Annotated in this window: 22 protein-coding genes; 17 read left to right on the forward strand and 5 right to left on the reverse strand. The window is 71.3% G+C overall.

Annotation, left to right across the window (positions count from 1 at the left end; genetic code table 11):
• Window positions 1–26: 26 nt before the first annotated feature.
• Window positions 27–1085, reverse strand: coding sequence for a DNA polymerase IV (locus tag ABFX54_RS14075; protein ID WP_346104865.1), 1059 nt, complete (start codon window positions 1083–1085; stop codon window positions 27–29).
• A 280-nt stretch (window positions 1086–1365) separates the two neighbouring features.
• On the opposite strand from ABFX54_RS14075, the gene prcB reads away from it, so the two are divergent.
• The 8 genes from prcB to ABFX54_RS14115 all read left to right on the forward strand — a co-directional run bounded on the left by prcB (window position 1366) and on the right by ABFX54_RS14115 (window position 9196).
• The gene (prcB, locus tag ABFX54_RS14080; RefSeq protein WP_346104867.1) at window positions 1366–2214 is read left to right on the forward strand and encodes a proteasome subunit beta; all 849 of its coding nucleotides are present in this window, start codon (window positions 1366–1368) and stop codon (window positions 2212–2214) included.
• A gap of 21 nt (window positions 2215–2235) precedes the next feature.
• Complete coding sequence (gene prcA, locus ABFX54_RS14085) at window positions 2236–3042, forward strand: proteasome subunit alpha (protein WP_346104869.1); 807 nt, start codon at window positions 2236–2238, stop codon at window positions 3040–3042.
• Between the two features lie 552 nt (window positions 3043–3594).
• A complete protein-coding gene (locus tag ABFX54_RS14090; RefSeq protein ID WP_346104871.1) occupies window positions 3595–4119 on the forward strand; it encodes a hypothetical protein in 525 nt (174 codons plus the stop codon).
• Between the two features lie 125 nt (window positions 4120–4244).
• The gene (gene pafA, locus ABFX54_RS14095) at window positions 4245–5603 is read left to right on the forward strand and encodes a Pup--protein ligase (RefSeq protein ID WP_106250081.1); all 1359 of its coding nucleotides are present in this window, start codon (window positions 4245–4247) and stop codon (window positions 5601–5603) included.
• A 311-nt stretch (window positions 5604–5914) separates the two neighbouring features.
• Entirely contained in the window at window positions 5915–6868 is a 954-nt protein-coding gene (locus ABFX54_RS14100; protein WP_346104873.1) for an FKBP-type peptidyl-prolyl cis-trans isomerase, read from the forward strand.
• A 157-nt stretch (window positions 6869–7025) separates the two neighbouring features.
• Entirely contained in the window at window positions 7026–7925 is a 900-nt protein-coding gene (locus ABFX54_RS14105; protein WP_346104875.1) for an FKBP-type peptidyl-prolyl cis-trans isomerase, read from the forward strand.
• 117 nt (window positions 7926–8042) lie between these two features.
• On the forward strand, window positions 8043–8699 hold the full coding sequence (locus ABFX54_RS14110) for a helix-turn-helix transcriptional regulator (protein WP_346104877.1): 657 nt from the start codon (window positions 8043–8045) through the stop codon (window positions 8697–8699).
• A gap of 17 nt (window positions 8700–8716) precedes the next feature.
• Window positions 8717–9196 (forward strand): DUF3291 domain-containing protein, encoded by a 480-nt coding sequence (locus ABFX54_RS14115; protein WP_346104879.1) that lies wholly within the window; start codon window positions 8717–8719, stop codon window positions 9194–9196.
• Here ABFX54_RS14115 and ABFX54_RS14120 read toward each other — a convergent pair.
• On the reverse strand, window positions 9142–10209 hold the full coding sequence (locus ABFX54_RS14120; RefSeq protein ID WP_346104881.1) for a DUF3866 family protein: 1068 nt from the start codon (window positions 10207–10209) through the stop codon (window positions 9142–9144). The genes ABFX54_RS14115 and ABFX54_RS14120 overlap by 55 nt on opposite strands.
• 38 nt (window positions 10210–10247) lie before the next feature.
• Between ABFX54_RS14120 and ABFX54_RS14125 the strand changes: the two genes are divergently transcribed.
• The 8 genes from ABFX54_RS14125 (at window position 10248) to ABFX54_RS14160 (ending at window position 20634) form a co-directional block, all read left to right on the forward strand.
• Window positions 10248–11198, forward strand: a complete 951-nt coding sequence (locus ABFX54_RS14125; protein WP_346104883.1) for a helix-turn-helix transcriptional regulator — start codon at window positions 10248–10250, stop codon at window positions 11196–11198.
• A 67-nt stretch (window positions 11199–11265) separates the two neighbouring features.
• A complete protein-coding gene (locus tag ABFX54_RS14130) occupies window positions 11266–12231 on the forward strand; it encodes a helix-turn-helix transcriptional regulator (protein ID WP_346104885.1) in 966 nt (321 codons plus the stop codon).
• A 226-nt stretch (window positions 12232–12457) separates the two neighbouring features.
• On the forward strand, window positions 12458–12805 hold the full coding sequence (tatA, locus tag ABFX54_RS14135; RefSeq protein WP_346104887.1) for a Sec-independent protein translocase subunit TatA: 348 nt from the start codon (window positions 12458–12460) through the stop codon (window positions 12803–12805).
• Window positions 12806–12897: 92 nt separating this feature from the next.
• Window positions 12898–13731, forward strand: a complete 834-nt coding sequence (tatC, locus tag ABFX54_RS14140) for a twin-arginine translocase subunit TatC (RefSeq protein ID WP_346104889.1) — start codon at window positions 12898–12900, stop codon at window positions 13729–13731.
• 128 nt (window positions 13732–13859) lie between these two features.
• Entirely contained in the window at window positions 13860–14759 is a 900-nt protein-coding gene (locus ABFX54_RS14145; protein WP_346104891.1) for a diacylglycerol/lipid kinase family protein, read from the forward strand.
• Between the two features lie 97 nt (window positions 14760–14856).
• Window positions 14857–17580 (forward strand): DEAD/DEAH box helicase, encoded by a 2724-nt coding sequence (locus ABFX54_RS14150; RefSeq protein ID WP_346104893.1) that lies wholly within the window; start codon window positions 14857–14859, stop codon window positions 17578–17580.
• Between the two features lie 517 nt (window positions 17581–18097).
• Window positions 18098–19795: an ABC transporter ATP-binding protein gene (locus ABFX54_RS14155; RefSeq protein ID WP_346104895.1), complete on the forward strand. Its 1698-nt coding sequence runs from the start codon at window positions 18098–18100 to the stop codon at window positions 19793–19795.
• Window positions 19796–20058: 263 nt separating this feature from the next.
• Window positions 20059–20634: a TetR/AcrR family transcriptional regulator gene (locus ABFX54_RS14160; protein WP_346104896.1), complete on the forward strand. Its 576-nt coding sequence runs from the start codon at window positions 20059–20061 to the stop codon at window positions 20632–20634.
• Between the two features lie 7 nt (window positions 20635–20641).
• Here the strand turns inward: ABFX54_RS14160 and ABFX54_RS14165 are convergent, their stop codons facing one another.
• The 3 genes from ABFX54_RS14165 to ABFX54_RS14175 all read right to left on the reverse strand — a co-directional run bounded on the left by ABFX54_RS14165 (window position 20642) and on the right by ABFX54_RS14175 (window position 23297).
• Window positions 20642–22057, reverse strand: coding sequence for an RNB domain-containing ribonuclease (locus ABFX54_RS14165; protein ID WP_346105052.1), 1416 nt, complete (start codon window positions 22055–22057; stop codon window positions 20642–20644).
• A gap of 106 nt (window positions 22058–22163) precedes the next feature.
• Entirely contained in the window at window positions 22164–22487 is a 324-nt protein-coding gene (locus tag ABFX54_RS14170; protein ID WP_346104898.1) for an STAS domain-containing protein, read from the reverse strand.
• A gap of 225 nt (window positions 22488–22712) precedes the next feature.
• Window positions 22713–23297 (reverse strand): TetR/AcrR family transcriptional regulator, encoded by a 585-nt coding sequence (locus ABFX54_RS14175; protein ID WP_346104900.1) that lies wholly within the window; start codon window positions 23295–23297, stop codon window positions 22713–22715.
• Window positions 23298–23451: 154 nt separating this feature from the next.
• Between ABFX54_RS14175 and ABFX54_RS14180 the strand changes: the two genes are divergently transcribed.
• A complete protein-coding gene (locus tag ABFX54_RS14180; RefSeq protein WP_346104902.1) occupies window positions 23452–24726 on the forward strand; it encodes a prolipoprotein diacylglyceryl transferase in 1275 nt (424 codons plus the stop codon).
• The last annotated feature ends 55 nt before the right edge of the window (window positions 24727–24781 follow it).

The following is a 24781-nucleotide window of genomic DNA, read 5'->3' on the forward strand; positions in this document are numbered from 1 at the left end:
GGGTGCGGGGGTGTTCGGGCCCGGGGTCATTCGGTGTCGGGCGGCATGGTGTAGTCGACGGCCACGCCGAGGAGGCGGACCGGGCGGGTGAGGTCGTGGCGGTCGAGGATCGCGAGGGCCGTTCTAATGATCGTGGCGGGGTCGGTCGTGGGGGCGGGGAGCGTGCTCTGGCGGGTGCGGGTCTGGAACGGGGTCGTGCGGACCTTGACCGTGACCTTGGTGATCTCGCGGCCCGCTTCGACGGCGTCGTGGGTGACGTGTTCGGCCAGGGTGGTGACGTGGCGGGCGATGTCGGCGCGGTCGGTGAGGTCGTGCTGGAAGGTGGTCTCGCGGCTGTGGCCGCGGGGGATCCATGGGGTGGTGACGATTTCGGCCTCGCCTTTGCCGAGGGCGAGGTAGCGGTACCAGGGGCCGTTGGTGGGGCCGAAGCGGGCGGCGAGGTCGGCGGGGTCGGCGGCGGCGAGCTGGGCGACGGTGTGCAGGCCGAGGCCGGCGAGTCTGGCGGCGGTTCTGGCGCCGATGCCCCAGAGGGCGTGGGTGGGGCGTTCGTTCATGACGGCGGCCCAGTTGTCGCTGGTGAGGCGGTGGACGCCGGCGGGTTTGGCGAAGCCGGAGGCTAGTTTGGCCTGGTGTTTGTTGTCGCCGATGCCGATGGAGCAGTCGAGGTGGGTGCGGGTGCGTACGGCTCGCTGGAGGTCGGCGGCGAGGGCTTCCGGGTCGTCGGTGGTGGCGCCGAGGAAGGCTTCGTCCCAGCCCCAGACCTCGACGCGGACGGGGAAGTCGCGTAGGACGGCCATGACGCGTTCAGAGGCGGCTTCGTAGGCGGGTGGGTCGGTGGGGAGGAAGACGGCGTCGGGGCAGCGTCTGAGGGCGGTGCGGAGCGGCATGCCGGAGCGGACGCCGTGTGCGCGGGCTTCGTAGGTGGCGGTGGCGGCGACGGTGCGGGGTTGGGTGGGGTCGCCTGAGCCGCCGACGACGACGGGTTTGCCGCGTAGTTCGGGGTGGCGCAGGATTTCGACGGCGGCGATGAACTGGTCGAGGTCGAGGTGGAGTATCCAGTCCCGCCGGGTGGACGTGTTGTCCATGGTGTCCAGTATGGCCTGGTCGCTGTTCAGTATGGCCTGGTCGGGGGAGGTGGCAGGGAGAGGCGCCGGGGGTGTCGGCCGCCGACGATCTCCTCGGGTTCGCTCTGGTGCGTGGTGGCGGTCATAAAGGAACGTTCCGAACGTGGACCTTCTGCACTATTCGGGTGTTTCTGGCGATCTCGGGGGGATGGTTCGCCGTGAGCTGATCGTGGGAAGTGCAGACAGCAACCCAACATGAGTAGGGTCGCCCTAGGAACACTGAACGTTTGGAGGGAGTCGCGTGGCATCGCACAGGGATCTGCCCGCCGGCTTGGTGAACGAGCTCTTCCGAAACACCGGGAGTTCCTCGTTCACGGAATTCGTCACCTCATATGCGCCAGACGTGCTGCCGCGGCGGGACGAGGTGCTGGCCACCCCGATCGGCGACCAGGTTCCGCACGCGACCACGATCCTGGCAGCCACCTTCGCCGGTGGCGTGGTCATGGCGGGCGACCGGCGGGCGACGTCGGGCAACATCATCTCGCAGCGTGACGTGGAGAAGGTGTTCCGCGCCGACGACTATTCGTGCATGGGCATCGCGGGCACGGCCAGCACCGGCATCGAGATGGCCCGGCTCTACCGGGTGGAGCTGGAGCACTACGAGAAGCTCGAGGGCCGCACGATGTCGGTGGCGGGCAAGGCCAACCGGCTGGCGACCATGATCAGGGGCAATCTCGGCATGGCGATGCAGGGGCTGGTGGTGGTGCCCCTGTTCGCGGCCTACGATCCCGATCGCGACGAGGGGCGCATCTTCAGCTACGACGTGGCGGGCGGGCCCTACGAGCGGGAGCGGTTCGACGCGATCGGCTCGGGCTCGATCTTCGCCCGCGGGTCGCTGAAGAAGCTCTACCGCGACGGCGCCTCGGCCGACGACATGGTGATGACGCTGATCCAGGGGCTCTACGACGCCGCCGACGACGACTCGGCGACCGGTGGGCCCGACGTGACCAGGAAGATCTGGCCGATCGTGTCCGTGATCGACGCCGACGGCTTCCGCCGCCTGTCCGAGGAGGAGGTCGCGGGCTACGTGGAGCAGATGCTCGAGGCCCGCCTGATCTCGCCCGACGGTCCCATCGCCCCGCTGCGCTAACGGAGGATCACCACTGTGTCCATGCCTTTCGGATATGCGTCCCCCGAGCAGATCATGCGGGACAAGGCCGACTACGCGCGCAAGGGCATCGCGCGGGGCCGTTCCGTGGTCGTGCTGCAATACGTGGACGGGATCCTTTTCGTCGCGCCCAACCCGTCCCGGGCGCTGCACAAGATCAGTGAGATCTACGACCGGATCGGGTTCGCGGCCGTCGGCCGCTACAACGAGTTCGAGGAGCTGCGGCTCGGCGGCATCCGCTACGCCGACATCAACGGCTACACCTACGACCGCTCCGACGTGACCGGGCGCGGCCTGGCCAACCTGTACGCCTCCAACCTGGGCCGCATCTTCACCGAGTCGATCAAGTCGCTGGAAGTGGAGGTCGTCGTCGCCGAGGTGGGCGAGACCAAGGACGGCGACGCGATCTACCGGCTGACCTTCGACGGGTCGGTGTTCGACGAGCACGGCTTCGCGGCCATGGGCGGTCAGGCCGAGGCGGTGGCGGGGCGGCTGAAGGACCGTTACCGCGAGTCGATGTCGCTGGCCGACGCGCTGGAGGTGGCGCTGGCGGCGCTGACCGAGCCGGGCGGGGAGCGTCCGCCGGTGGGGCAGCTCGAGGTGGCCGTGCTCGACCGCAACCGGGAGCACCGCAAGTTCCTGCGGCTGACCGGGGCGCGGCTGGAGCGGCTGTTCGCCCAGACGACCAGCACCCCGCCGGCCGCCACCCCGCCGCCGGCGGGGGAGACGCCCTCCTCGGGCGACGCACCCACCGGCCCGCCTCCCACGGGCCCGGAGGGCGACGTCGACGACGGCTCCTCGCCGCTGTAGCGCTGTAGCCGGGCAGAGGCTCCACGCACGCAGACGGGGGTTCGCTTCGGCGGGCCCCCGTTTCGTCGTCCGCGGGGGGCGGCCTCGGATTGGTCGTAGGGGTGCGAGGGCCGCGCTGCCGCGGCGGGTGCGGACTTCGTGGTGGGGTGCGAGGGCTGCCGCTGTGGCGCGTGCGGACCTCGTGGTGGCGAGGCCTGGGGGTCGTGGTGGTGCGGGGTCGTGCGGGAGGTCGGGCGGTTCTGGGTGGTGGTCCGCAGAGGTCGTCCTGTGATCTACGTTGTAAAGGCGTTGGGCCTGCGGGGTGAAGGGTGAGGGCTGAAACGGGAGGTGACCGTTCCACGTGTGGCGTCGCTCGCTTCGCAGAACGAGTCGCTGACGGCGACGGTGCGCCTGGCGATGGTGCGCCTGGCGACGGTGCGCACGGTGATGGTGGGTGGTGACGGCGCGGCTGCCCGCGTGTGTGTCTGTCGCCCCTTCGGCCCGGGGGAGGGTGTGACCTGTTTCACTCGGGCTTGTCCGAACTCGCCGAGGTGATCGAGGATCTTACTGTTCGTGAACACTCCCTTGCGTGGCCTTCTGGCGGCCGGTGCCGCGGCGGCCGTGATGCTCACCTCCGGTGTGGCGGCCGAAGCGGCCACCGCCTATCCGAGGTACAAGGCGCCGAAGATCTTCGGCACCACGTTCCAGGCCGATCCGAAGCACGACTTCACCAAGCGCATCAGCCCCCGCCACAACGGCATCCTGCGCGGCTGGATCACCTACCTGCGCGGCGGCGTGGCCGAGTACGAGCCGATCAAGTGGAAGAAGGGCACGAAGACCGAGGGGCGCTTCGTGGGCCCGCCCGAGGGCGACGCGATGGCGTACCGGTCCGCCGTCGCCAAGGACGTCGTCTTCCTGTCCGCGTTCGGCTGCGGTTCGGCGATGTCGGATCTGACCGTCAGCCGCAGCACGGGCCTGGGCGCCAAGAGTTGCTCCAGGAGCGTGCTGCTCAAGCGGCACGCCCGTCACGGGCAGCCCGCCCTGATCACCGTTCACCAGGGGAAGATCGTCAAGGTTCAGGAGATCTACACCCCCTGACCTGCGCGGCGGTACCCGCGCCCCGTGGGGGCGGGCGCGGGACGAAGCGGGTGATAGAGGGCCGCTGGGGAAAACACCAGGGAAGATCTCTCCCGCTCGCCGATCCGTGGGCATAGTGTGAGGTGATGGATCGTCGCATCTTCGGGCTGGAGAACGAGTACGGCGTGACCTGCACGTTCAGGGGCCAGCGCAGGCTGTCCCCCGACGAGGTCGCGCGCTACCTGTTCCGGCGGGTCGTGTCCTGGGGCCGATCGAGCAACGTCTTCCTCCGCAACGGCGCACGTCTCTACCTCGACGTGGGCAGCCATCCTGAATACGCAACACCCGAGTGTGACAACGTCGTCGAGCTCGTCACCCACGACAAGGCGGGCGAGCGCATCCTTGAGGGCCTGCTCGTGGACGCCGAGAAGCGGCTGCGCGAAGAGGGCATCGCGGGTGACATCTACCTGTTCAAGAACAACACCGACTCGGCCGGAAACTCCTACGGCTGTCACGAGAACTATCTGGTGGGCCGGCACGGCGAGTTCGGGCGGCTGGCCGACGTGCTGATCCCGTTCCTGGTGACGCGGCAGATCGTGTGCGGGGCGGGCAAGGTGCTGCAGACGCCGCGCGGCGCGGTCTACTGCGTGTCGCAGCGGGCCGAGCACATCTGGGAGGGCGTCTCCAGCGCCACCACCCGGTCCCGGCCGATCATCAACACCAGGGACGAGCCCCACGCCGACGCCGAGCGGTTCCGCCGCCTGCACGTCATCGTGGGCGACTCCAACATGAGCGAGACCACCATGCTGCTCAAGGTCGGCGCCACCGACCTGGTGCTGCGCATGATCGAGTCGGGCACCGTGATGCGCGACCTGTCGCTGGAGAACCCGATCAGGGCGATCCGCGAGGTCTCCCACGACATGACGGGCCGGCGCAGGGTGCGCCTGGCCAACGGGCGCGAGGCCTCCAGCCTGGAGATCCAGCAGGAATACCTGTCGAAGGCGAAGGACTTCGTCGACCGGCGCGGCGGCGACGCCATCGCCCACCGGGTGCTGGAGCTGTGGGAGCGCACGCTCAACGCGGTCGACACCGGCAACCTCGACCTGGTCTCGCGCGAGATCGACTGGGTGACGAAATACCAGCTCATCGAGCGTTACCGGAAGAAGTACGACCTGCCGCTGTCGTCGCCCAGGGTGGCCCAGCTCGACCTGGCCTACCACGACGTGCACCGCAAGCGCGGCCTGTTCTACCTGCTGCAGAAGCGCGGCTCGGTGGAGCGGGTGGCCTCCGACCTGAAGATCTTCGAGGCCAAGTCGGTGCCGCCGCAGACGACCAGGGCGCGGCTGCGGGGCGAGTTCATCCGCAAGGCGCAGGAGAAGCGGCGCGACTTCACCGTCGACTGGGTGCATCTCAAGCTGAACGACCAGGCGCAGCGGACCGTGCTGTGCAAGGACCCGTTCCGGAGCGTGGACGAGCGGGTGGACAAGCTGATCGCCGGCATGTAGTCACCCTCCGAGCCGGTGCGTGGTCGCCACTCCGAGCCCGGGAGGTGGCCGCCCCTCCGAGACAGCGGGTGGCCACCCCTCCAGGCAGGTGACCACCTCCCCCGGAAGGCCGGTGCCGGATGAAGGGTGCACGCGGGTGCGGGCCCGTCGCCGATGGCGCGGGTCCGCGGGCGCGCGGGCCGGAGGAAGGCCAGTTCCGACGAGGCCCGGGGCGGCGGCGAGCTGCCCGGGATGTGGCGGTCCGTTTACCCCGGCCCTACCGGGAAGTCGGGTAGGGTGACGCGAACCTGACGTCTTTCCGAGGGAAACCCATGCGCCGCGCTCTGGCCGTACTGGCCGCTGTGCCTATGATCATGTTCGCCGCCGCGTGCGGCTCCGACGACGGCGCCACCACCGCCACCGGCCCCGCCACCGCCTCGGCGTCCCCGGGCGCGTCGTCCGGGGTCAAGGTCGCGGGGAACGTGGGCGCCAAGCCCACCGTGACGTTCCCCTCCGGCACGCCCGCGAAGACCTCGTCGTACGAGGTGATCCAGCCGGGCGCCGGCGACGGCGTCAAGGCCGGCGACCGGGTGATCGTCAACCTGACGGTCTACAACTGGGACGGCAAGGGCAACGCGGTCCAGGGCTCCTCCTACGACACCAAGGCGCCGGAGACGATCCAGGTCAACGAGCAGTTGCCGCAGGTGCTGCAGGAGGGCTTCACCAAGGTCAAGCACGGCGGCCGGCTGCTGGCCGTGCTCGCCAACGACTCCGTCGCCCAGCAGCAGGCCACGACGCCGGCCGAGCCGACCAAGGTGTTCGTGTTCGACGTCGTCGGCACCCAGCCGCCGCCGCTGAAGGCCGCCACCGGCAAGGAGACCGGCGACAGCATCAAGGGCGTCAAGGTGAGCAACCCGGGCGGTGACAAGGCGCCCACGCTGACCACGAAGACCGGCGAGAAGCCGCCGAAGGAGCTCGTCGTCAAGACGGTCATCCAGGGCACGGGCCCGAAGGTGCAGGCCACGCAGACGCTGTCGGTGCACTACACGGGCAAGATCTGGGGCACCGACAAGCAGTTCGACTCCAGCTGGGAGCGGGGCCAGGCGGCCGAGTTCCCGCTCGCCCAGGTGATCCAGGGCTGGCAGAAGGGGCTGGCGGGCGTGCCCGTCGGCAGCCGCGTGGTGATGAGCATCCCGCCGGACCTCGGCTACGGCGACCAGGAGCAGCAGGGCATCCCGGCCAAGAGCACGCTGGTGTTCGTGGTGGACGTCCTCGCCGCCTACTGAGCCGCCTACTGAGCCGCCTACTGAGCCGCCGACTGAGCAGCCGACTGAGCTGCCGCGGGGCACTCGCCGGGAGTCGCTGACGGGCGATCTCCCGGCGCGGTAGCATCGCCGGGCCCGGTGGCGCAGCGCCGCCGGGCCATCCGCGCTGGGAGGATCGATGCGCCGCCGTGCCGTGCCGCTGTCCCTGCTGCCGGTGCTGCTGCTGGCCGGTTGTACGGGCGGGGCGGCGGGGCCGCTGGACCTGAAGGTGGGCGGCACGTTCGGGGCGCGGCCGACGATCGTCTTCCCCGGCGGCGAGCCCGCCGCGGGCCTCCAGGTGGACGAACTGGCCGCCGGCGACGGCGAACGGCTGGCCGCCGACGACGTGGCGATCGTCCAGTACACCGCGCACGTGTGGAACGGCAGGGACAACCGCCTGGTCGACTCCAGCTTCAACCGCGGCACCCCGGCCGCGTTCCCGGTGGGGCAGCTGCTCCCGGGGCTGGAACGGGCGCTGAGCGGCCGCAGGGTGGGCAGCAGGGTCATCGCCGCGATCCCGCCGGGCGACGGCTTCGGCGCCAACCCGCCCAAGGGCGTCGGCGCCGGTGACGAGCTGTTCTACGTCGTCGACATCCTCGGCGCCCACCACAAGGGCGCCTCGGTCAAGGCCCCCGCCGGGACCCTGGCGGGAGTGCGCGCCGGCGGCGGGCCCCGGCCGGGGCTGGCCGTGCCCGCCACCGCGCCGCCGGGCGGGTTCGCGGCCAAGGTGCTGGCCAGGGGTGGCGGGCCCAGGGTGCGGGCGGGGCAGCTCGTCGTCACCCAGTACGAGGCCGCCGTCTGGGCCGGGCGGCGCGTCTTCGACACCACCTGGCCGGCGGGCCGGCCCAAGGCGTTCAAGCTGGGTGACGGCACCACCATCAAGGCGTGGGACAAGGCGCTGGTCGGAGTGCCCGTGGGCAGCCGCGTCCTGATGATCGTCCCGCCCGCGTACGGGTACGGCCCGGCCGGGCATCCCGCGTACGGGATCAAGGGCTCCGACACGCTCGTCTTCGTCGTGGACGTGATCGCCGCCTACTGAGGCCGCCGAGCCCCACAGGGCCACCAGAGCCCTCCAGGGCCCCTCCAGCGCCACCAGAGGGCCGCCCCGGGGCCGTTGAGGAGGGGTCTCGCGCGGGCGGGCTCGTAGACTCCCGCTGTGAGTAGCGACGACCTCGAGGCGCTGGCCCTCCTGCACGACCCAGTCCGGCGCAGCCTGTACGCCGCCGTCACCACCGCAGGCGGCGACGTGGGCCGCGGTGAGGCCGCGCAGGCGGCGGGCGTGTCCAGGACGCTGGCCGGGCACCACCTCGACAAGCTCGTCGAGGCCGGGCTGCTGGAGAGCGGCTTTCGTCAGCAGGAGAAGAAGGGGCCGGGCAGCGGCCGCCCCGCCAAGGTGTATCGCCGGGCCAGGGGCGAGCGGTCGGTGAGCGTGCCGCCGCGCGACTACGTCACCCTCGCCTCCGTCCTAGCCGAGGTGGTGGACGTGCTCGGCGCCGAGGAGCAGGCCGAGCGGGCGGCGCGGGCCGCGGGAGCGAAGATCGCCGGGCGGCACCCCGGTGAGCGGGCCGAGAGCGTGCTGGAGCGGCGGGGCTACGAGCCGTACGTGGAGGGCGGGGTGGTGCGGCTGCGCAACTGCCCGTTCCACGCCCTGTCGGTGGAGCAGCCGCTGCTCGTGTGCTCGATGAACCTGGCCCTGTGCCAGGGGCTGCTCGAAGGGCTCGGTGACGATCCCGGCAGGGCCGAGCTGGATCCGCGGCCGGGGGAGTGCTGCGTCTCTCTAAAACAAATAGGCGTTGACATAGAAGGCGACTGAATGGTGTGCTGAGTCACATGCATCTCGCCCAGCTCAACATCGCCCATCTGCGCGCGCCCATCGACAGCGAGGAACTCGCCGAGTTCGTCGCCCTGCTCGAACCCGTCAACGCCCTGGCCGACGAGGCCCCCGGCTTCGTGTGGCGGCTCAAGGAGAGCGAGAGCGACCCCACCGCGACCGTGACCCACGACTACGGGGACCTGCTGCTGGTCAACTTCTCGGTGTGGGAGTCGCCGGAGTCGCTGTGGAACTACGTCTACCGCAGCCCCCATCTGGGCGTGCTGCGCCGGCGCAGGGAGTGGTTCCTGCGCGCCGCGGAGCCGTACATGGTGATGTGGTGGGTCCCCGAAGGCACCATCCCCTCGCTGGCGGAGGCGATGGAACGGCTCGAACGCCTCAAGACCGAAGGGCCCGGCCCCGAGGCGTTCACGTTCAAGGACTCCTACGGCAGCATCGAGGCCGCCAGCCTGCCCGCCGCCGCCGAGGCCAGGAAGTAGGCCAGGTCCTCCTCCAGCCCCCTGCCCATCGTCGAGAGCCTGACCGGCGACGCGCGCAGCGCCTCGTGCAGGCCGTCCACCGGCACCGAGACCAGGCGGTGCCGTACCGCCAGCAGCTCGGCCTGGTCCCTGACCCGCTCCCCGAACTCGCCCGCCAGCTCCGGCACCGGAACCTCGGCCGGCGTCAGCGCGACCCGGCCGTAGGCGGTCAGCGAGTGGTGCGAGACGCCGTAGTGGCGCTCGCGCAGGTCGCCCTCGCTGACCCGCAGCGCCGCCACAGGCCGGCCGAGCAGCACGCCCGCCGCGTTCACCGCCTCGCCCGCCGAGACGCCGGAGAAGCCCCACCGGGTGCCGGTGCCCAGGTTGCCCGGCCCCTGCGTGACGATCGCCACGTCGGCCTCCAGCACGTGCCTGGCCGCCAGCAGGCCGGTGTGGGCGGTGACCGCCTCCACGTCGCCGCCGAACGACTGGCCCACCGTCACCACGCCCGCCAGCCAGCCGATCTCGCGCAGCCTGGCCGCCGACATCGAGAACCACACCGGCAGCGCGCCGCCGTCGAGCATCACGTACGCCACCCGCGTGCCCTGCCGCGCCTCGTACAGGCCGCACAGGATCGGGGCCAGCGCCGAGTGCAGATCCGCCACCACCACGGGCATGCCGTCCAGCGAGTCCGCCTCGCGCAACCTGGCATGATGCGGCGAATCCTGCTCGTCGGCGCCCAGCACCGTGGCCTGCAGCGGGGTGTACCTGGCCTTCACCAGGTGCCCGGGACCGTCCGGGTCTTGCGGCAAACGGTTCGGGACGGCCACCACCATGGCGTAACCTCCCGTACCGAGACCCATCGCGAGCGCGGTCGTGTTGAGCAGCACCTCGTCACCGGGTTCCGGGCGGCCCACCAGCGGCGGATAGGCCAGTGCCCGGCACTCCCCCTCGGGGACGGAGACGTCCAGCTCCACCGCTCCCGGCCACTCGCGTCGGATCCGTACGACCTCGCCCTTGCGCCATCTGATCACGGGGGCAGGGTAGCGTCGATGAAGGAGGAGTGAGGCAGATGTCGCGCCGGAAGACAGAACGGCTGCTCAATCTCGTGATCTGCCTGCTCGCCACGCGGCGCCCGCTGTCGGCCGAGCAGATCCGCCAGGCCGTCCCCGGATACGACCGCGACGGCGACGAGGCGTTCCAGCGCATGTTCGAGCGGGACAAGAACGAGTTGCGCGAGATCGGCATCCCGATCGACGTCGTGCGCGACCCGTGGGAGGACGAGCCGGGCTACCGGATCGAGCGGCAGTCCTACGAGCTGCCGGAGATCACCCTCGAACCCGACGAGGCCGCCGTGCTGGGCCTGGCCGCCCAGGTGTGGCAGCGCGCCAGCCTGGCCGAGGCCGCCTCGGGGGCGCTGCTGAAGCTGCGCGCCGGCGGCGTCTCCACCGACCAGCCCGTCGGCACCGGGGCCCTGGAGTTGCGCGTCGACACCCGCGACCCGGCCTTCCCCGCGCTGTGGGACGCCGTGCGCGACCGGCGCGTGGTCCGCTTCGACTACCGCGGCGCCGGCAGCGAGACCGTGCGCAGCCGCACCGTCGAGCCGTGGGGCGTGGTCAGCAGGCGCGGCCGCTGGTACCTCGCCGGGTTCGACCGCGACCGGGACGCCCCGCGCGCCTTCCGGCTCAGCCGCATCACCGGGCAGGTCGCCACCGTCGGCAGGCCGGGCGCGGTCGAGGTGCCCGATGGCGTCGACCTGAAGGCCATGGTGGGCTTCCCCGACGAGCCGATGGAGGAGCGGGTGGCGGTCGTCCGCGTGCGCCAGGGGACGTGCGAGGGGCTGCGCCAGCTGTCCAGGGCCGTGCGCGCGGGCGACGACGGGTGGGACGAGGCCGAGCTGGTCTTCTCCGACCCCGAACGGCTGGCCGGCTGGATGGCCAGCCTGGGCGCCGACGTCGAGGTGGTGGAGCCGCCGGACGCGCGCGAGGCCGTCATCTGCCGCCTGAAGGGGGCCGTGGCGTGACGAGGGTCGCGGGGCCGGCGAAACGGCCGGTCGAAGGGGGACACGGGGCAGTGGCGGAGGAGAACTCATGAGCGGGTCGGCCGACCGGCTGCCGCGGCTGCTGGCGCTGGTGCCGTACCTGATGTCCCACCCCGGGGCGCAGGTCGGCGAGGTGGCGGCGGTGTTCGGGCTGAGCGAGAAGCAGCTCATCGACGACCTGCAGCTCGTGTGGATGTGCGGGCTGCCAGGGCACACCCCCGGCGACCTCATCGACGTCTCCTGGGACGGCGGCGAGATCATCATCGACAACGCCGACACCATCGCCAGGCCGCTGCGGCTGGGCATCGACGAGGCCAGCGCGCTGCTGGTCGCTCTGCGCATGCTGGCCGCCTCGCCCGAGCTCGCCGAGGTGCCGGGCGACGCCCTGCCGCGCGTGACGGCCAAGCTGGAGCGGGCCGCGGGCGAGGGCGCGGCCACCGTCAGCAGCCAGGTCGCCGTGGACGTGGACGCCGCCCCCGACGCCCTGCCGCGCGTGCGCGAGGGGCTCACCAAGGGGCGCAGGCTGTCGCTGCGTTACTACGTGCCGGGCCGCGACGAGGTGACGCCGCGCGAGGTGGACCCCATGCGGGTCGTGGTCGTCGACGGCCGCGCCTACCTGGAGGGCTGGTGCTACCGGGCCGAGGCGATGCGGCTGTTCCGGCTCGACCGGGTGCTCGGCGTCGAGGTGCTCGACGTGCCCGCGGACCCGCCCGCCGGGGCCGAGCCCAGGGACGTCACCGACGGCGTCTTCCGGCCCTCGCCCACCGACGAGCTGGTGGAGCTGGAGCTGAGCGCCGCCGGGCGGTGGGTCGCCGAGTACTACCCGTGCGAGCAGGTCACCGAGCTGGGGGAGGGGCGGCTGCGGGTGGCGCTGCGGGTGCGCGACGAGGACTGGATCCTGCGGCTGGCGCTGCGGCTGGGCGACACCGGCCGGGTCGTCTCGCCGCCCGGCATGGCGCGGACCGTGCGCCGCGAGGCCGAACGCGCCCTGGCCCTGTACGCTCACCGCCCATGACGTGGATCTGTCTGGGGCCGGCACTGGGGGTGGCCGGGCTGGCCGTGGTCGGGCTCGCCGGTGCTCGCGTCGTCGTGGCGGCACGTACTCTGAGAAGGGAAATCGCCGGGGCGAAGGCGCAGCTGGAGCCTGGGCGGGCCAGATTGACGGGCCGGGGGGATGAGACCACGCCCCAGGCAGCGTACGATCGTGGCTGAAACCGGCACTCGCTAGAAAAGGGACTTTCATGCCGAACCTCGGGGTTCCTGAACTTCTCATCATCCTGCTGGTCCTCGTCCTGCTGTTCGGCGCCAAGAAGCTGCCCGACATGGCGCGGGGCGTCGGCCGCTCGTTGCGGATCTTCAAGGCTGAGACCGCCAAGCTGCGCGACGACGACGAAGAGACCCACACGGTCGAGGCTCAGGCGCAGGCTCCGGCCCAGCCGCAGCCGCCCCAGCCGCAGCCCGTGCAGCCGCAGCAGATCCAGGCCGCGCCGGCTCCCGCGCCGTCGGCCGAGGAGCAGGCCCGCCAGCTGGAGGAGCAGGCCGCCAAGCTGCGCGCCTCCGCCGCCGCGCAGGCCGACAAGCGCGCCTGACCCCACCCCTCCTCGTCACCTGGACTGCTGAGATGGCGTTGCTCAAACGGTCAAGCCGGCCCGCACCTGATCCCGAGGGCCGCATGCCCCTCATGGACCATCTGCGTGAGCTGCGCAACCGGCTGCTCATCGCGATCGCCGCCATCATCGTCGGCATCATCATCGGATGGATCTTCTTCGATCCGGTGTGGGAGGCGCTCAAGGCGCCTTACTGCGAGACCGCCCAGTCGCGTCAGCTCAACGGGCAGTGCAGCCTCACCTACAGCGGCATCTTCCAGTCCTTCTTCATCACGCTGAAGGTCTCGTTGATGATCGGGCTCGTGGTGGCATCCCCGGTCTGGCTCTACCAGATCTGGGCGTTCGTGACCCCCGCGCTCTATCGCAGCGAGAAGCGTTACTCGATCGCGTTCCTGGGGCTGGCCGTCCCGCTGTTCGTGCTCGGGGCCGCGCTCGCCTACATCATCATGGACACCAGCCTCGGCATCCTGCTGGGGTTCTCGCTCGACGGCACCGTCGCCACCATCGGCATCGACGACTACCTCGACTACGTCCTGATCATGTTGATGATCTTCGGCGTCTCCTTCGAGCTGCCGTTGCTGCTGGTCTTCCTCAACTTCATCGGCGTGCTGTCACACGGCACGGTGAAGAAGCACCGCCGCACGGTCATCTTCGTGATGTTCGTCTTCGGCGCCGTGATCACCCCCGGTGGCGATCCGCTGACGATGATGGCGCTGGCCGCGCCGATGATCGTCCTCTACTTCGTGGCCGAGCTGGTCATGTACGTACGCGAGCGCCGCGCCCCCGCGACCGAGAACTTCTCCCACCTGTCAGACGACGAGGCGTCCCCGCTGGCCCAGGACGAGCCGGAGCCCGCGGACGATCCCACGCCGCTCGACGAGGAGCCGCCCGGCACCGACAGGCGATAGGGAGCGGCAGGGGCATACCGGCCCGCGCCGCCGCACGATCGGTCATTCCGGGGCGTCCCCGTACGTGCTCGGGCATCCCTGGGCGACAGGGCATTCCCGATTCGTGCCGCAGGCGATAGGTTCCGGACGTGTCCCCTCAAATGGCCCTGCTGGTCAACCCCGCCGCCCGCGGCGGGCGTACGCTGCGCCTGCTCGAACCCGTGGCGCGCCGGCTGCGCGCCGGAGGGGCCGAGCTGTCGGTGATCGTCGGCGACGACGCCGCCGACGCCCTGGAGCGCGCCTGCACCGCCGTGTCCGAACGCCCCGACGCGCTCGTCGCCTTCGGCGGCGGCGGCCTGGTGCACCTGGCCGTCCAGGCCGTGGCCGGCACCGACGTGCCGCTCGGCATCATCCCCGCCGGCACGGGCAACGACATCGCCTCCGCGCTCGGCCTGCACCGCGCCGACCCGATCGCCGCCGCCAGGACCGTGCTGCGGATGCGGACCCGGCAGGTGGACGCCGCGCACATCCGCGCGGGAACGGCCGAGGAACTGTTCGCCGGGGTGGTGTGCTGCGGGTTCGACTCGCGCGTCAACGAGCGGGCCAACCGGCTGACCTGGCCGCCGGGGATGGCACGCTACCTGGTGGCGATGGCGGGCGAGCTGCGCTCGTTCCGGCCGATCCCGTTCCGGGTCACGTTCGACGGCGACGAGGTGGTCGAGCGGGAGGCCATGCTGGTCGCGGTGGCCAACACGCACTCGTACGGGGCCGGGATGCGCGTCTGCCCCGACGCGAACCCCCATGACGGGCTGCTGGACGTGGCGATGATCGGGGCGATGTCCAAGCGGGAGTTCCTGCGCGTGTTCCCCGGCGTCTACCGGGGGACGCACGTGACCCATCCGGCCGTGTCGATCCGGCGGGTGCGCGGCGTGCGGGTGGAGGCCGGCTCACCCGGCGAGGACGTGGTCGCCTACGCCGATGGCGAACGGGTGGGCGCGGTGCCGCTGGAGTGTGCGGTGCGACCTGGGGCGTTGCGCGTCATCGTGTGAAATCTACAATGTAAAGGCGTCGGCCGGGCCGCGTTCGGGCCCGGTGCGGGAACAGGGCGGGACGGACCGGAAAGGCGATTTCGGTAGGCTGACGGGTATGACAACGCCAGCGGAACGCTACGCGGCCTTCCGTCAGAAACTCGGGGACGATGGGGCCGCTCTCAGATCGTTCCGAGGTCTCTACGACTTCGCTCTGGACGACTTCCAGCTGGACGCCTGCCGAGCCCTTGAGGCGGGCGACGGGGTGCTGGTGGCCGCGCCGACGGGGTCGGGCAAGACGGTCGTCGGCGAGTTCGCCGTCCACCTCGCCCTGGAGCAGGGCCGCAAGTGCTTCTACACCACCCCCATCAAGGCGTTGTCCAACCAGAAGTACAACGACCTGGTCAAACGCTACGGCACCGGCAAGGTCGGCCTGCTGACCGGCGACAACAGCGTCAACGGCGAGGCGCCCATCGTGGTCATGACCACGGAGGTGCTGCGCAACATGCTCTACGCCGGCTCGGCGACGCTGGCCGGGCTGGGGTTCGCCGTGATGGACGAGGTCCACTACCTGGCCGACCGCTTCCGCGGCGCGGTGTGGGAAGAGGTCATCATCCACCTGCCCGAGTCGGTCCGGCTGGTGGCGCTGTCGGCGACGGTGAGCAACGCCGAGGAGTTCGGCGAGTGGATGGGCGAGGTGCGCGGCGACACGACGGTGATCGTGGACGAGCACCGGCCGGTGCCGCTGTGGCAGCACATGATGGTCGGCAACCGTATCTACGACCTGTTCGTCAGCGACGACCTGACGCCGCGGATCAATCCCACGCTGATGCGGGTGACGCGTGACGCCGAGCGGCTGACGTCGGGGCGGGGCCGGCGCGGCTACGGCAGGCCGCAGCGCTCGCGCCCGCCGGACCGGGTGCAGGTGATCGAGAAGCTGGACTCCGAGGGGCTGCTGCCGGCGATCACGTTCATCTTCTCGCGGGCCGGTTGTCAGGCGGCGGTGCAGCAGTGCCTTCACGCCGGCATCCGGCTCACCACCGACCGGGAGCGGCACGAGATCAGGCAGCTCGTCGACGAGCGCACGGCTCACCTGCCCGACGAGGACCTGGCGGTGCTGGGTTACCTGGAGTGGCGCGACTGCCTGGAGCGGGGGCTGGCGGCGCATCACGCGGGCATGCTGCCGGCCTTCAAGGAGGTCGTGGAGGAGCTGTTCACGCGCGGGCTGGTCAAGGCCGTGTTCGCGACGGAGACGCTGGCGCTGGGCATCAACATGCCGGCGCGCAGCGTGGTGATCGAGAAGCTGGACAAGTGGAACGGCGAGACGCACGCCGACCTGACGCCGGGCGAGTACACCCAGCTGACCGGGCGGGCCGGGCGGCGCGGCATCGACGTCGAGGGTCACGCGGTGGTGCTGTGGCAGCCGGGGATGGATCCGCTGTCGGTGGCGGGGCTGGCGGGCACGCGTACGTATCCGTTGCGGTCGAGTTTCCAGCCGTCGTACAACATGGCGGTCAACCTGGTCGGGCAGTTCGGGCGGGAGCGGGCCAGGACGCTGCTGGAGGAGTCGTTCGCGCAGTTCCAGGCCGATCGGGCGGTCGTGGGGCTGGCCAAGCAGCTGCGCAAGCACGAGGAGGCCCTGGAGGGCTACCAGGAGGCCATGACGTGCCATCTGGGCGACTTCCCGGAATACGCGGCGCTGCGCCGCCGGCTGTCGGACCGGGAGGCGGAGCTGTCGCGTCAGCGCGGGGCCGCCCGGCGGGCCGCGGCCGTGAAGTCGCTGGAGGCGTTGCAGCCCGGTGACGTGATCCGGGTGCCGGGCGGGCGCAGGGCGGGGCTGGCGATCGTGCTCGATCCCGGCCGCAATCCGCGGGGGACCGGGCCGAGCCCGCTGGTGCTGACGATCGGCAAGCAGATCAAGAAGCTCGATCCGGCGGACTTCCCGGTGCCGGTGGAGCCGCTGGAGAAGCTGCGCATCCCGAAGAACTTCAACGGCCGCTCGCCGAAGGAACGCGCCAACCTGGTCTCGACGCTGCTGGCCAAGCTCGGTGACCGCGACCTGGGGAAGCCGGTCAGGGCGCGTGACCACACGGTCGAGGACGACGAGGTCAACGAGCTGCGCCGGCGCATCAGGCAGCATCCGTGCCACGGGTGCGACGAGCGGGAGGACCACGCGCGCTGGGCCGAGCGCTACTACAAGCTGCTGCGTGAGACCGAGGGGCTGCGCCGCCGGGTGGAGGGCCGTTCGCACGTCATCTCCCGTACGTTCGACCGCATCTGCTCGGTGCTGGAGCAGCTCGGTTACCTGGAGGAGGAGGCGGTCACCGACGAGGGCCGCCGGCTGGGGCGTCTCTACACCGAGCTGGACCTGCTGACCGCCGAGAGCCTGCGCAACGGCCTGTGGGAGGAGCTCGACCCGGCGGAGCTGGCGGCGTGCGTGTCGGCGCTGGTGTTCGAGTCGCGGGCGTCCGACGACACCCGCCGGCCGAAGATCCCGGCGGGGCGGGCGCAGGACGCGCTGTCGGCGATGATCCGGCTGTGGGGGGAGCTGGAGGGCATCGAGTCCGATCACGGGCTGTCCACGATCAGGGAGCCGGATCTGGGGTTCGCGTGGGCGGCGTTCCGCTGGACGAAGGGTCACACGCTGGACGCGGTGCTGATGGACGGGATCAACGGCAACGAGCTGGCGGCCGGCGACTTCGTGCGCTGGGTGAAGCAGCTGATGGACCTGCTCGGGCAGCTCGGCAACGCGGCGCCGCCCGGGAGCAAGATCAAGCAGACGGCGATCAAGGCGGTGGACGCGATGCGGCGTGGCGTGGTGGCGTACTCGTCGCTGACCTGACCTGATTCGGGCCTGAGCTGATCCGGGCTTGAGCTGACCTGGCGTCGGCGATGGACGCTCCTGGGAATCGTTCCCCAGGGGCGTCTTTTGCTTTTCCGTGGTGTTCGGTTGGTTCTTTTACCTGCCGGTCGCCGGCTTTACGCGGGCGTCTTCAACGCCTTTCCTCTCGGGTTTTACCAGTCAAGTCTCTTTGAAATCGTCGATTATCTGATGATTTATCGCAATTCGAGTGCTAGCGTCCGATTTGTCAGTGTTCCGCCAACGGGGGAGGAAACATGGCGAGCACGAAACTCTCACAGGCCGGCTTCCAGCAAGGATGGGGCTGCCGTCGGCGTCGCCGCTGTTATCGCCGGTGGAGCTGCTGCGGCCACCGCAGGTGGTGGGGGTGCTAAGTAACCCCAGCGGAGAGGGCCGGCGGCTGAGCCGCCGGCTCTCTTTGAACGCCTCCGGCCGTGAACTCGCGCCGGCGATTTCCCTTCGCCGCACATTCCGCGAGTTCTGGCCGGACACCCGCGGATTGCGCCGGCTCTTCGCGGCGGGGGTGGTGTTCGCCATCCTGGCCGCGCTCTGTGAGGTCGCCGCGATCCGCCTGTTCGGCCACATCACCGACACCGTGCTCACGACCCGGGACCTGAGCGCCTTCTGGGCGCCCGCGTTCACCTGGCTCGGGCTCGCCGCCGTCGCCGGGGCGGCCTCCTTCGCGGGGGCCTACCTCACCGCCCTGGGCGCGGAACGATTCCTGCTGGCTCTGCGCGACCGGGTCTACGCCCACCTGCAGACGCTCGCGCCAGACTTCTCCGAGAACCGGCGCCTGGGTGACCTGATGGCACGCATGACCGACGACGTCGAGGCCATCGAGGAGCTCGTCGGGTCCGGGCTGGTCCGCGCGATCACCACGGCCGCCAGCGTCGTCTTCTTCGCGGGGGCGGCGTTCTTCATCCGATGGGACCTCGCGCTGCTCACCATGGCGCTGATCCCGCTGTTCCTGGTGGTCTCGAAGGTGTTCGCGTCCAGGTTCAGGACGGCGGCGGCACGCGAGCGGGCCAGCAACGGGGCGATGAACAGCGTCCTGGAGGAGGGGCTGGCCAACCAGCCGCTCGTGCAGGCCTACAACCGGCAGGGCGCCGAGTCGCGGCGGCTGCACAGGGAGGGTCGCGGCTGGCTGCGCGCGAACATGGCGCAGGCCTGGCTGGCCGGCCTCTACGGCCCCGCGGTCCAGCTCATCGAGACCGTCTGCCTGATCGTCATCCTCGGGTTCGGCGCGTGGGAGATCGCGGCGGGCCGGCTGACGCTCGGCGGGCTGCTGGCCTTCGCGGCCTACCTGGCCCTGCTCTACCCGGCCGTACAGGGGCTGGGGGAGCTGGCGCTGACGGTGTCGGAGGCGGCGGCGGGCTCGGACCGGGTCATCGAGATCCTGCGCTCGCGTCCCGGCGTCACCGACGCCGCCGACGCCGAGCCGGTACGGCGCGCGCGGGGCCAGGTCGCCTTCGAAGGGGTGGGCTTCGCCTATCCGGGGCGGGGACGGCCGGTGCTACGGGACATGTCGTTCACCGCCGAGCCCGGCGAGGTCGTGGTCCTGGCCGGGCCCAGCGGCGCCGGCAAGTCCACGGTGGCCAAGCTGTTGCTGCGCTTCTACGACCCGGACGAGGGCCGCATCCTGCTGGACGGCGTCGACATCCGGCGCCTGACGCGGGAGTCGCTGCGCGAGAACGTCACGATCCTGTACCAGGAGACGATGCTGTTCTCCGGCTCCGTACGCGAGAACATCGCCTACGGCCGCCCCGACGCCTCGCTCGACGAGGTGATCAGGGCGGCGGAGGCGGCCGGCGTGCACGACTTCGTCAAGCTGCTGCCCCAGGGCTATGACACGCCGGTGGGGCAGCGGGGCAGGCTGCTGTCCGGCGGCCAGCGGCAGCGCATCGCGATCGCCAGGGCCATCCTGCGCGACACGCCGGTGCTGGTGCTGGACGAGCCCATGACCGGCCTGGACGACGCCACGGCCGCCCAGGTGATGGGGCCGCTGCGGCGGCTCATGGCCGGGCGGACCACGCTGATGGTCACGCACGACCCCCGGCACGTGCCGGAGGGGGCGCGCGTGGTGGAGGTGGAGCCGGTGGCGCGCGAACAGCGCCTCCGGTTCCGGCGCGCCGGCACGCGCGGGCTCGGACGTCTTCACCGGCGGTACGAGGCCGCGGAACCCCTGTCACCGGCGTGACACGTAGCATCGGTCATCAGCGTGACGGGGGAGTTCGGTCACCGGAATGACGGGAAGCGGGGGCCTTCGCGATCGGGTTGTGCCGATCGCGGAGGCCCTCGTCATGCCGGCATCCGGCGGGGCGAGGAGCCGCGCCGCCGCGAGCGGACCGTCCACGCGCTCGCCCGCGACCGGCTCAACCCTCGCATAAAAGGTCATATATCCGGATATCTCGTCGATAGAATCGGAGAGCTCTCTCCGTTTGCCGATGGAGGTCGAGGTCATTGGGCGACGATCACAGCTCCGCCAGGCCGCTGCGGGCCGACGCCCGGCGCAACCGCGAGCGGGTGCTGCAGATCGCGCAGGAGGCGCTGGCCAGCGACGGCCTGACCATCTCCTTCGACGAGATCGCCCGGCGGGCCGGGTTCGGCGTCGGGACCGTCTACCGGCACTTCCCGACCAAGGAGGCGCTGTTCGAGGCGGTGCTGCTGGGGCGGATCGAGCGGTTCGTGGCCGACGCCCGCGCGCTGGCCACCGCCGAGGACGCGGGCAAGGCGTTCTTCGGCTGGTTCGCGCGGGTGACCGAGCAGGCCGTGGCCAACCAGGCGTTGTGCGACATGCTGGAGAGCGGCTCGGTCCTGCGGCCGGGCTCCACGCTGGAGGACGACTTCACCGCCGCGCTGGGCCGCCTGCTGACGCGGGCGCAGCGGGTCGGGGCGGTGCGGGCCGATCTGACCGCCCACGACGTACGCGACCTGCTGCGCGGCTGCCTGACCGCCGAGCGCCGGGCCCGGACCAGAGACGGCAGGACCCGGATGGCGGACGTGATCTGCGACGGGATGCGCGCCAGAACGAGCTGACCCCTCCTCAACCGGCGAGGGTGAAGCGGACCTCGCGGGTGGCCGGGTCGGCGCGGGTCAGCCGTACCGTGACGTGCTCGCCCAAGGGGAGCGTGCCGTCGCAGCGGGCGATCACGGCGGGGTCCACGAGCTGCACCTGCCCGCCGCCGCGGCGTTCGTCCACGTCGATCACCACCGCCTCGAACGCCTGCCCGACCCGGTCCCGCAGCAGGAACGCCTCCACCAGGTCCAGGCACGCCCGCTCCACCGACCCCGAGCGCCGCCCCGAGGCGGACATGAGGCCGGGCAGGAGCACCAGCCCCGCCCGCACGTCGGACGGGACCGGCTCGCCCGCCGCGATGGCCAGGCACACCTCCGTCGCATAACGATCGACCAGGCGCCGCAGCGGGGCCGTGACGTGCGCGTACGGGGCCGCGACCGCGGAGTGCTCGGCCAGCCGGGGCGGCGCGCCGTCGAAGGCCACGTAGCCGGCTCCGCGCAGCAGCACCTTCGACTCGTGCAGGAACGCCGCCTGCCTGCCGTTCTTCGGATCCAGGTCGTGCACCACGGCCCCGTATCCGGCCCCCTCGGGCCACGGCACGTCCAGCGCTTGGGCCACCCTGCGCACCTTGGCCAGGTCGCCGGGCTGGGGGCGGGGCAGCACGCGCAGGATGCCGATCTCGGCGTCGAGCATCATGGCGGCCGCGGCCATGCCGGTCAGCAGCGAGATCTGGGCGTTCCACGCCTCGGCGGGCAGCGGCAGCCGGAACTCCAGCCGGTAGCCGCCGTCGTCGCGCACCACCTCCTGGTCGGGGGTGGGCAGCGTGACGCCGCCGCGGTCGCGTTCGAGCGCCAGCCTGAGCCGGCCGATCTCGGCCAGCAGCTCCAGGACGCCGTCCGCGGTGCCGGTGTCGTGCACCGCCTGCACGTAGGCGTAGTCGTAGCGCTCGCGGCTGCGGACGAGGGCGCGCTGCACGTCGGCCCCGACCGTCTCGCCGTCGGCGTCGAGGTCGATCCGCCACACCACGGCCGGGCGCAGCGCCCCAGGAAGCAGGCTGGCCGCGTCCTCCGACAGCACCGGCGGGTGCAGCGGCACCTTGCCCGCCGGCAGGTAGACGGTCTCGCCCCGCACGCGGGCTTCGGCGTCGATCACGCCGCCGGGGCGCACGAACGCGCCGACGTCGGCGATGGCGTACCAGACGCGGTATCCGGCGCGGAGCCGTTCCAGGTGGACGGCCTGGTCGAGGTCCATCGAGCCGGGCGGGTCGATGGTGACGAACGGGACGTCGGACATGTCCTTCGCGTCCAGCTTCGGCACCTTGGCCACCCAGGCGGCCTCGTCGCGCACGGCGCGGGGGAAGCCGCCGGGCAGCTTCAGCTCCCGCCCGATCCGCTCGAAACCGTCCTCCAGCTTGAGGGGTATCTCATCGGGAACCTGAATCATCGGCACACGGGACAACTTACCGGCGCGCATGATCGGGAGCGCCAGATCTCACGGAAAGTACGACGAGACGGGTGGAAACCGGCGGGGCGGACCTGGATCGGTCCGGTCAGGTCAGGAGCTGGTCGAGGCCGGTGATCCGGAGGAGGCGGCGCATGGCGGGCGGCGCGCTCGCGATGCGCATCGGGGTGTGCTGGCTCAGCGCCTGGTTCTGGACGGAGACCAGGATGCCGAGGCCGGCCGCGTCGATGAAGGACAGGCGGCTCAGCTCGATCACCAGCCGCACCTCGCGGCAGGAGCAGCGGCCGGCCTCCTGGAGCAACTGGAGCAGGTGGCGGCGGAACTGTTCCGTCGTGGCGATGTCGAGCTCTCCGGACACGCTCACCAGCAGGATTCCGTCGCGGCGGCTGGTGGTCAGGTGCAGTGGATCCATTCCGGCTCCGTGCTGTCTCAGGGCCGGGATCATCTGTCGGTGGCGCGGACCCGCCCTTGCCTTTCGGCACCAGAGGTCGTGGACGTATCACATAGAGCGACTACACGGTTCCGGAATGGAGTGTACCTCTCTGTCCGCGCATGCCAGAGGGCCGAGCCGCGTCCCGGAGGAGAGAAAAGCTCCCCAGGTGAACAATTCCGCTTACCAGTTGAAAAAATCACACCTTCAGCGCGGTTTCAGGCCGAGGAGAAGGAGATCGCACAGGGCGTTCAACTCCTCCTCGACCTCGGGACGGCTCCAGGAGGCGGCGTGCGCCGGGTCGTGGAAGGCGTTCGTGGCCAGGAAGACGGTGCGGGCCGAGGCGGCGGGGTCGGCGGTGGCCAGCTCGCCCCGTGCCGCGCCCGTGGCGATGATCTCCTCCAGCTGATCGACGAGGCCGGTGATGTGCCCCTGGATGACCTCGCTCGCCTCGTTCACCAGCACCATGTACGTGGCGAACAACTCGGGGTCGTCGAGCGCCTTGGCCCGCTTGGAGGCGGACAGCGTCGTCAGCCACTCGCGCAGCCGGACGTCGGCAGGGGCGGACGAGGCCATGACGGCGGCCAGCCCGGCGTGGGCCTCCTCCAGCCAGCGGTGCGTCACGGCCTCCCGCAGGGCCGTCTTGCTGGGGAAATGGCGGTAGACGCTGCCATGGCTGACGCCCAGCGCCCGCGCCACGTCCACGACCGTGGCCTTGGCCGGGCCGTAGCGGCGCAGGACATCCTGAGCCGCCGTGATGATCTGCTCGCAGGTCAGGATGCCATCTGTCATATCGCCAATTCTGTCAGCCGTGACGGTGTGCGATGTCACTGGTGGTACGGCTGGTGATATTTGGGGAAATTTCCCGGTTTAAGAGCGGCGATCACACTACGCTACTAGCCCTGTCATCACGTGCGGTCATGACGAGGGGAAAACGGAAAACATCGTGTTAGTCGCAGTCGCAGTGCTGGCCGCCGCCGTGGTGGGCGCGGTGGCCTGGTGGCTCCGCCGCGATCCGGACGGCGGCGAGGGCTTCGCCGGGCTGGAGGCCGAGCCTAGATGGGGCTGGGAGCTCCCGCTCGCGCAGGACGCGCGGGCCGCGTTCACGGAGGGCCTGCGGGCCTACCACGAGAGCGGCGGCGCCGTGCGGGTGGACGGGGAGCGGGGGGTGCTGACGACCTACGAACCGCCGCGGCTGATCTCCCTGCACCTGTTCGCGGACGCTTTCGCGGCCCGGGGGGACGCCGCGATGCACGACCCGCAGGGCACGGTCGCCGAGCTGATGGAGCAGCTCGCCGGCTCCGAACGGCCCGGGGTGCTGCACCTGCGGCCCGGATGGCTGGAAGGTGAGCTGGACGGCCTTGACGCCGCCGGTTTCCTGGCCGCTACGGGCGAGGCGGTCCGGCCGGGAGCCTGGTCGGGCGAGGCCGGCATTGGAGCGTTGCAGGTGATCGTCCCCGCCGCGGCGGGGAAGGGGGAGCCGGGACTGTCCCACGTCAACGGCACCCCGCTCAAAACCGTGACCACCGCCGCCGACCGGGCTCAAGAACCGGCAACGGAGACGGCGAGCGCGGAGGGTGCGGCCCTCCTGGAGATGGACGGTGCGGCCCTGCTGGAGACGTCCAGCGTCGGCACGGAGGCCACGCTCGGCCCAGGCACGGCCAACGGAAGCGGTGCGGAGGCGGACGGCGTGGCGGGTGGCGCGCCACGGGCCGAGGCGAACGCGGAGACCGGCACTCGGGCCGGGACGGAGACCGGCGCCGGCGCGGGGGTGGGCGGCAGGGTTCCGCAGGGGCCGCAAGCCGTCGCGGCGAAGACGCCCGAAGCCGGGACCGAGGCGGAGACGGCTGCCGAGGTGGGGACGCTTGCCGAGGCCGGGACGAGTGCCGATGGCGGGGCGGAAGCCCAGCCGGGGGCCGAAGCCGTCCCGGGGGCGGGAGCCGAGCCGGGAGTGCGGGCTCAGCCGGGAGTGCGGGCCGAACCAGGGCTGAGTGCCGGTGCTGGGACCGGTGCTCGGGAGCCCAACACGATGATGGTGGACCTGGCCAGGGTGCTCGACCGTTACCAGGAGGCGCGCGAGAAGCGGCCGGACACGGCGGCGGAAGCGCTATTGCGAGAGGTGGTGCCCCGTCTGATCGCCGACGGCGGCCCCGGCCTGACCTGGACGAGACCGCCGAGCGCCGCCGAACTGCGGACCGTGCTGGGCGACTCCCGGGAGTGACGCCGACCTGACCGGCGCCGGCCCCGCGGCCACGGGCCGGCGCCCGAATGTCAGG

The sequence above is a fragment of the Nonomuraea maheshkhaliensis genome (genome assembly GCF_039529435.1).
Taxonomy (GTDB): Bacteria; Actinomycetota; Actinomycetes; order Streptosporangiales; family Streptosporangiaceae; genus Nonomuraea; species Nonomuraea maheshkhaliensis.